Origin of the sequence: Leptolyngbya cf. ectocarpi LEGE 11479, from assembly GCF_015207065.1 — a bacterium.
In the GTDB taxonomy this organism is placed as follows: Bacteria; Cyanobacteriota; Cyanobacteriia; order Phormidesmidales; family Phormidesmidaceae; genus Leptothoe; species Leptothoe ectocarpi.
The window spans coordinates 1-7,376 of record NZ_JADEXP010000321.1; the positions used below are offsets into that span (position 1 = coordinate 1).

The following is a 7,376-nucleotide window of genomic DNA, read 5'->3' on the forward strand; positions in this document are numbered from 1 at the left end:
CCATTCCCCCTTTCCCATTCCCCCTTTCCCATTCCCCCTTTCCCTACATCACCGAACTGCATGCATCCCAACCGGGAACCACTATCACTGGCCCCTCGCTGTACAGACGTTGCATGCAGCGTTCCTACCCCTGGGCATCCTCAAACCAGTTCCTTGCCATTGTCCCCATGTCTTTTGCCGCCAGCGTTCGTCACCTGCAAACCCTAATCATGTCGTTTCACCCCATCATCGTGGTCGAAACGGTGGAAGAAGAACGGGTGCAGCAGCTGATCAACAAGGCCACCCTCGATCTACATCTGCCGGTGTATGAATGGAGCATTGCCCAAGGGCTGGTACGTCTAGAAGGTAACCAATACAACCGCTGGAAAAATGAATATGCCCCACCGGGCGCTAGCCGGGCCGCCATTGATACGGATACCGCTGAGCCCGTTGACGCCCTGCGCCATATGCAGGCCGTTAACCATCGGGCAGTTTACTGGCTTAAAGACTTTGCCACCCACTTTGATGATGTCGTTGTCACCCGACTCTTTCGCGAAGTTGCCCAGCAGTTTGCCCACAACCAGTCCACCCTGCTGATTTCTGGGGAGCAAGTGTCGTTGTCACGGGAGATCGCCCATGAGGCGGTTTACTTTGACATGCCCTTACCAGATCGGGATGAATTACATAAGGCCATTGTAGAAGCGGTCCAGGCTCTGCGGGGACGGATCAAAGTCAAACTCAATCCAGAAGACATGAGGACTCTGGTGAGCACCACCCAAGGAATGACCCTGAACCAAACCAAAAAGGTGATTGCCTACGCAGCCTTAGAAGACGGCCAGCTCACGGCCAGCGATATTGGCCGAGTGCTGGAGCGCAAAATGCAAATCATTCGGGAAACCGGACTGCTGGAGTATATTCCAGTGGAGAAAAACACAGCTGAGCTGGGGGGCTTTGACGGCCTCAAACAGTGGCTAGATCGGGCTCGCATGGGGTTTAGTCCCCAAGCCCAGGCGCTGAACCTGACACCGCCCAAAGGGATTTTAATTGTGGGTATCCAGGGGTGTGGCAAATCCTTAGCAGCTAAAACCATTGCCCGCCAGTGGCAGATGCCTCTGCTAAAGCTAGATGCGGGTCGGCTTTACGATAAGTACGTCGGCGGGTCAGAAAAGAATTTTCGTCAAGCTGTGGGCCTAGCGGAGAAAATGGCCCCAGCGGTGCTGTGGATCGACGAGATTGAAAAAACCATGGGCGGTGCCCAGGGGATGGATACAGATGGCGGTTTGAGTCGTCGTCTGTTTGGTTCATTTTTGACCTGGCTCCAGGAAAAATCCCAGGAGGTGTTTGTGGTAGCCACCGCCAATGATATTTCTCAGCTGCCCCCCGAGCTGCTGCGCAAGGGGCGCTTTGATGAGATTTTCTTTGTTGACCTGCCCGATGCCCAAGACCGCGCCAAAATTCTCGCCATCCATCTCCATCGCCATCATCAAACGCCAACTAGCTTTGATATGGCGGTCTTAGTCAAAGCCACCGAAGGCTTTAGCGGTGCGGAGATTCAGCAAATAATTGTGTCCAGTCTGTATCAGTCTATCCACGAGCAATGCTCCCCTGATACAGAGCTGCTAGTGCGCACGATTAAAGCCACGGTGCCCCTGTCCGTTGCTCGACGGGAAGATATTCAACGATTGCGCTGTATGGCCGCCGATCGATTTGTGCCAGCGAAGGGATAGGGATGGCTAGAGGTTGCCTGGCCTGTACGCAAAAAAAATAGAGCCTTGCTGGGCTCCAGGGTGCAGGCATTGCTGAATGTTAACCATCGTTAAACAAAAAATGGCTGAAACCCTATTGATTTCGAGACTTTATCTCAAAGTTAAGTAGCGGATTCTTACGGTTTTTAACAGACATTCCCGACTGTCGGGAATTCTCTGAGTAAGTCCTGTAATCTGAATTGCTTGCTCTTAATGTTTAGTGCTTTTCTTAGCGCTTTTTGACACACTTACCCCACTTCTTTGGAGGAATCATCATGTCTCCCACTCAGATTCAAGGTCTTTGGATTTGCCTTAGTTTTACCCTGGCCATGGTTGCCCTAACCCCCATTCTGGTATGGGTCTTGCCCAATCGTCAGCAAACGGTCTAGTGGCTGCACAGCTGCCATCGCTCAGAACAGCGGTGCTAGCGTTAGTATCCCAACCCCGCCCAAAATTACGGCGGGGTATTTTTTTGATGTCATAGACCCGCTACCATAGCCATTAGTTGTACTCGCTGGGCAGTCTGTTGCTGAATAGCTAAATAGCAGAACAATGCGATCGCAACCTAAACCTACCCTTATTTCCCCATGGCTTTTCGTGCAACCCTTGTCGCCATTATTATCATGTGCTTTGGGCTCATAGCCGCTCCGGCCCATGCGATGACCCCGTTGGGAGTCTCTGACATCGCCTACGATACCTGTCCTGCCGAATATGCCGAAGGCATGGTCAGCGCAGGCAGTCTGCGTGAAGCCACCTGCTACATGATTACGGGCACATTAACCAATAATTCTGGAAAGCCCATCCTCAATGCCGATATCTTTGGCCGCATTTACGATAAAAACAACAATCCGGTCATGCAAAACCGAGGTCGACTGGGCGGTGTGGAGTACGTCCCCCCTGGCGAAAGCAGCTTTGAAATCCGGGTGTCGGTAGCCGCCAATCAGCCCCCACCGCTAAAGCTAAAGAACTTTAAGGCATCTGGTTTTGTCGGCAAAGTCCGCCGCCAGGGGCAAATCGACTAGCATCAACTATCTCACCCAGCTCTAACCCATAGAAAAGGCGACGAGGGTAAATATCCTCGTCGCCTTTTCTATAGAAATTACTTTGTAGCAGTCAACCACTACATCTAGAAGCCAGAATAGGCCGTGTAGCTGGTAGCCAATACACTAGCTACCGCATCTAACTGGTCTTGCACAAAGAAAAGCAAAAAGATCGCTAGCATTGCCGAAAAATCCAGACCGCCCAGGGGAGGAATAATCGACCGAAACAGGTTCAGGTAGGGATCGGTAATTTGGCTCAACGCAGAAAAAGCAGGATTGCTCCAGTCTACGTTGGGAAACCAGGTAAGCAGCACCCGCACAATCAATAGCGCACCATAAATGCCAAGGAATGTGGCTAACGTCTGGGGAATTAGTTGAAGCATGGGTATTTTGCCGTATGAAAAGTAAGTTGGGTGTACAACGTTAAAGGCTGTTCTTTAGCTAGTTTAACTGATGGTTTTCTAGCCATAAAAAATCACCACAGTCTCTTATGGATTTAGGGTGAATCTGTGGCTGATGTCTCATAGTCACTCACATGGCCATTGGTACTACTCAGCTGCTGACGCACTTCTTCAATAGCCGCATTGAGTTCAGAAATCTTATCTTCAAGGCCACAACGGGCAGCCTCCATCCGTTCATCATTGCTCAAGTCAGCCAGATTTTGACTTAGATCATTTGATAGCTGACTCAGGTTGGTTTCAGCGTCCTCGCGAACTATGCGGTTAGTAGCAAGCACACCCGCCACACCGCCAACCAGACCGCCCAATAGGGCTCCCAAAAAAAATCCACCCGTAAAGTTATTTGATTGGCTCATGGTGACTAGTTAGTTCCAAATGTGCGATCCCCAGCATCCCCCAGCCCTGGCACGATAAACCCGTTTTCATCTAATCCTTCGTCGATGATGCCCGCATAAATCACGAGCTGTGGATATGCTTCAGCAAGTTTTTGCAACGCTGGGGGAGCTGTGACCACTGAGACAATTCTGACCAGCGACGGATCCACCCCACGCTTTGTTAACTCTGCCATCGTGGCCATAATTGTACCGCCCGTCGCCAGCATTGGTTCACTAATCAGCACGCGGGTGGTGGGATCAATCTGCTCAGGCAGCTTGTTGACATAGCACTCAGCTTCGAGGGTTGCTTCGTTGCGCGCAAAGCCCAGATGATAGACCGAAGCCGTGGGCAATGCGTCCTGCACCCCTTCCATTAAGGCCAATCCCGCCCGTAAAATCGGCACTACCATGACTGGCGTTTCAGGATGAATAAAAGCAGCTGGACAGGTTGTCAGGGGGGTTTCTACCGTTGTCTCTAAGATCGGTAACCAATCATTACGAATTGCTTCGTAGGTGAGCCAGCGCCCCATTTCGGTCATGGCGCTACGAAAAACGGCAGAGGGGGTATTAACGTCCCGCAATACACCGAGCCAATGCTTGATTAATGGGTGAGGAGGAACGTGAATCCGCAGCTGAATGGCCATGGGCAATGTTGATAAAGACAGGGATGGGCAGAAATTTGCACAATCATACGTCTTTAGCAGTTAGGCGGTCTAGGGTAGAGGGGGCTACCGACTCCGCAACAGGTGCTTCACAGTTTCTACCATTTCTGCCGGTCGAAATGGTTTGGCAATGTAGGCGTCTGCGCCTTGCTTCATGCCCCAATACCGATCAAAGTCTTCGTTCTTAGATGAGCAAATAACCACGGGTACATCTTTAGTGGCATTGTTGCTCTTGACCCATCGACACAGCTCATAGCCATTCATATTGGGCATGACAATATCAAGCACCACCAGGTCGGGGGGACTCGATGAGATCATGTCCTTGGCCTTTTCGCCATCTTCAGCTTCTAAAACAGTCATACCCGCTTTGATCAGGAGACCAGAGATCATCTCCCGTAGGGTTGAGCTGTCATCCACAATCAAAACCGTGGTCATAATGCAGGGAATTGGGTAGGGTTCCTCAAGTGTTAGTGAGCCCAGATTTAAGGGCTAGATTAAGAGCAATCAGCTAATCATACGAAGTCAGCTGGTTTCAAGCAATATTCTGGGCTCCGCCCGGGGGGTGAGTGCCGCATTTATTCGCATCTATTAAGTATACGAATAAAGCTCAAGATAGTTTGCGAGAGCTATCTGCTGTTCTCTAGATCTTCTAATAAGGTCAGCAAGGGTTTGGGTTGCAGCTTATCTTTGAACCAGACAACCGGGGCCGGTATGTTTTTGATATCAATACCGGCTTTGGCTAGGTTTAGCCGTTCTGAAATCGCCAATATCAGATTTTGACAGTCCGACTTTTGGACCTGGGCAAACTTTTTGCGCAGGTAGTCTGGCCGCCAATAGCCAACTATTTCCAATAAATAGACTTGGCCCTCGGGATGAACCAGGCGAAAGTCAGGAATCATCACACTGCCGGGAATGGGGATCAAATCCACTTCCCGTTCTAGCTGCCACTGGGTTTTGCCTTTTGCCACTAGGGCCGCCCAGCGTTCGGCAAAGGCAGCCTCAAGCATGCTGTCATAGGGTTTGCCGGGGGGATAGTGAGTAACCAAGGTACAGTCTGAATCAAGGGTATAGCTTTTTTCAGACCGGGTCTTGGTATAGCTATCTTTCCATTGGAGCGTGGCGCTGAGATGCCACCGGGTGACGTGCAAAATGGCGGGCACGAGCTTAGCGATATCGAGACCGTAACGGGTGCTAGATTTAAGCACGCTGGCAGGACCGTCAATGGTAATGGTAAACCCTTGGTTGGCTTCCCCTTCGATGTAGGTCATGAGCCGAAATAGTTTTAGATAGCGAAACATGAGCTTGTACTCGCCAGGGTCGTTGCGGTGCAGGTTGAGAACTACCTGGCTAGCTCGATAGAAGATGCCCTGCACCTGGGATAGGTTATAGCGATGGAGCAGGGCCTCTGGCGTCGGAGCGTCAAACTGAGTCAGGATCCGATTTTCTTTGAGGTCGGCGTACAGACCCTGCTGAATGTGCACCGGTTCGACGTCTTTGTCTAGTTCTTGGGTGAGCTGACCTGCCAGGGTGTCCAGATGCTGTCGGGCCGCTGCCGGGGAGGGCACACTAGCCGCTGCCAGGGCAAATACGCGCTGGCGCAAATCCTGAGGTTCTAGGGGACTGACGATCTCAAAGGTGCTAAAGCTGCTGCGAAGGATATGGGCTAACCCGCGTTTGATGCGGTAGTCGGTATCTTCGCCTTCAAGTTCTTGGAGTTTTTGGTTGAGATTGCCCTGGGTGTCGCCCACGGTGGCCTGGAATAGGGCAATTAGATTGGTTGCGATCGCAATCCACTGCTCCGCCAAGGGCAGCTGTTTGGCATCAATCGAGTCACCGCGAGGACGATGAATCAGTAAGTCAGAAGGAAGCATCTTCTCAAGATAGACGCTATATAGTTAATTAAGACTCAAATCTTTTAAAGCGTTCCATTTCCCCACCGACCTTGATCCAGTCCGAAACCCTTGATTTATTGGAATGGCCCCGTCTGTGCCAGCAGTGGGCCACCTTTGCCGCCACCAAGCTAGGAGCCTTAGCCGCTCGCCATGGGCATATTCCCCAGCACCAGCATGAAAGCGAACAGCTGCTGGCCCAGACCCGTGAAGCCCATCAGTTAGAAGATAGCGCCCCGCTAAATTTTCGCGGTATCCAAGATATTGGCGAGGCCCTAGAGCGGGCCAAGCGCCAGGGGATTTTATCGGGGGAGAATCTGCTGGAGATTGCGACTACGTTGGCTAGCGCCCGTCAGCTGCGGCGGGCCATTGATGCCCAAGAGGAAGAGGACTTTCCGGTTCTTCAGTCTTTAGTCGCCCAGCTGCGCACCCACCCAGATCTAGAGAAAGAAATCCATCACTGCATCGACGATCGGGGCAAAGTCACTGACCGGGCCAATCCCAAACTGGCTGGTATTCGCAACAGTCTCAAAAGCACCCACGACCAGCTCCATGCCAAGCTCCAGCGGATTATGCAGCGTAGTGCCGGCGCCCTGCAGGAATCCCTGATTACCCAGCGGGCCGGACGCTTTGTCATCCCAGTTAAAGCACCCCAGAAAGACTCCATTCCCGGCATTGTCCACGATGTGTCCACCAGCGGTGCCACCCTCTACATCGAACCCCAAAGCGTCGTGGAGTTTGGCAACCGTCTACGGCAGCTAGAGCGCCAGGAAACCCGCGAGGAAGAACTGGTACGCCAGCGGCTGAGTATTCAGGTGGCCGAGGTGAGTGACGATCTCGAACAGCTGCTGGCCACCGTCACCACGTTGGATCTGGCTACGGCCCGTGCCCGCTATTCCCTATGGCTAGAGGCCAACCCGCCCCGATTTAGCGCCCCCAGTGAGCGGACGGTGCTGCGCCAGCTGCGACATCCGATTTTGGTTTGGCAACAGCGCCATGAGGAGGGACCAACGGTTGTGCCCATTGATGTCACCATGCGTCCCGACATCCGGGTGGTGGCAATTACTGGCCCCAATACCGGCGGTAAGACGGTCACGCTCAAAACCCTGGGACTAGCTTCTCTGATGGCCAAGGTAGGGTTGTTTGTACCTGCCCGTGAGCCGGTGGAACTGCCCTGGTTTGATCAGGTGCTGGCCGACATCGGAGACGAACAGTCCATTGAGCAAAGC

The 7,376-nt window shown here is 52.3% G+C and carries 8 protein-coding genes; 3 read left to right on the top strand and 5 right to left on the bottom strand.

The window, feature by feature from the left end:
- Both IQ260_RS24330 and IQ260_RS24335 read left to right on the top strand, forming a co-directional pair.
- Positions 1–1,706, top strand: a 1,706-nt coding sequence (locus IQ260_RS24330) for an AAA family ATPase (RefSeq protein WP_322745040.1), incomplete at its 5' end; no start/stop codon positions are given.
- 605 nt (positions 1,707–2,311) lie between these two features.
- Positions 2,312–2,746 carry an FxLYD domain-containing protein gene (locus IQ260_RS24335; RefSeq protein WP_193995666.1) on the top strand — a complete coding sequence of 145 codons (435 nt, stop codon included), beginning with the start codon at positions 2,312–2,314 and terminating at the stop codon, positions 2,744–2,746.
- 104 nt (positions 2,747–2,850) lie between these two features.
- Here the strand turns inward: IQ260_RS24335 and IQ260_RS24340 are convergent, their stop codons facing one another.
- The 5 genes from IQ260_RS24340 to IQ260_RS24360 form a co-directional block, all read right to left on the bottom strand.
- Complete coding sequence (locus IQ260_RS24340) at positions 2,851–3,147, bottom strand: YggT family protein (RefSeq protein ID WP_193995667.1); 297 nt, start codon at positions 3,145–3,147, stop codon at positions 2,851–2,853.
- 113 nt (positions 3,148–3,260) lie between these two features.
- Complete coding sequence (locus IQ260_RS24345; RefSeq protein WP_193995668.1) at positions 3,261–3,578, bottom strand: gas vesicle protein; 318 nt, start codon at positions 3,576–3,578, stop codon at positions 3,261–3,263.
- A 5-nt stretch (positions 3,579–3,583) separates the two neighbouring features.
- The gene (gene upp / locus IQ260_RS24350; protein ID WP_193995669.1) at positions 3,584–4,240 is read right to left on the bottom strand and encodes a uracil phosphoribosyltransferase; all 657 of its coding nucleotides are present in this window, start codon (positions 4,238–4,240) and stop codon (positions 3,584–3,586) included.
- A gap of 84 nt (positions 4,241–4,324) precedes the next feature.
- On the bottom strand, positions 4,325–4,693 hold the full coding sequence (locus IQ260_RS24355) for a response regulator transcription factor (protein ID WP_193995670.1): 369 nt from the start codon (positions 4,691–4,693) through the stop codon (positions 4,325–4,327).
- A 191-nt stretch (positions 4,694–4,884) separates the two neighbouring features.
- Positions 4,885–6,129 carry a DUF790 family protein gene (locus IQ260_RS24360; protein ID WP_193995671.1) on the bottom strand — a complete coding sequence of 415 codons (1,245 nt, stop codon included), beginning with the start codon at positions 6,127–6,129 and terminating at the stop codon, positions 4,885–4,887.
- 71 nt (positions 6,130–6,200) lie between these two features.
- On the opposite strand from IQ260_RS24360, the gene IQ260_RS24365 reads away from it, so the two are divergent.
- On the top strand, positions 6,201–7,376 hold a 1,176-nt coding region (locus IQ260_RS24365), incomplete at its 3' end, for an endonuclease MutS2 (RefSeq protein ID WP_407657753.1).